The organism is Paraburkholderia sp. SIMBA_054 (genome assembly GCF_046534875.1).
Lineage (GTDB): Bacteria > Pseudomonadota > Gammaproteobacteria > Burkholderiales > Burkholderiaceae > Paraburkholderia > Paraburkholderia hospita.
Genome location: NZ_JAWRXV010000317.1, coordinates 1 through 386, shown reverse-complemented (window position 1 = coordinate 386; position 386 = coordinate 1). Strand labels below are relative to the sequence as shown.

The 386-nt window shown below is 68.1% G+C and carries 1 protein-coding gene; it reads right to left on the bottom strand.

The features are described from left to right. The coding region (locus SB822_RS55285; protein WP_410858870.1) for an HlyD family secretion protein at window positions 1-386 on the bottom strand (386 nt) is incomplete at both ends.

Below are 386 nucleotides of genomic sequence, written 5' to 3'. Positions count from 1 at the left end.
CCTTTGCGGCGTTCGCGGCGTTCGCGGCGTTTGCCGCGTTTGCGTTGTCGGCGGTGGCGGGCGTCTCGACCGGCTTCACGACCGCGCCGGTGCGCGCGTTCTGCAAACCAGACACGATCACGCGGTCGCCCGTCTTCAGGCCGCTCGTAACGATCCAGTCCGAGCCCGACGCCGTATCCGCAGTGACCGGTGTCTGCACGACCTTGTTGTCGGCACTCACGGTAAGCACACTCGCCGAGCCGTCGGACGCACGCGAGACCGCGATTTGCGGGACTGTGATCGCCTGGTGGTTCACGCCTTCCTCGAGCCGCGCACGCACGAACATGCCGGGCAGCAGCACGCCGTCCGGGTTCGGAAACACGCAGCGCAGCGTGACGGAGCCGGTC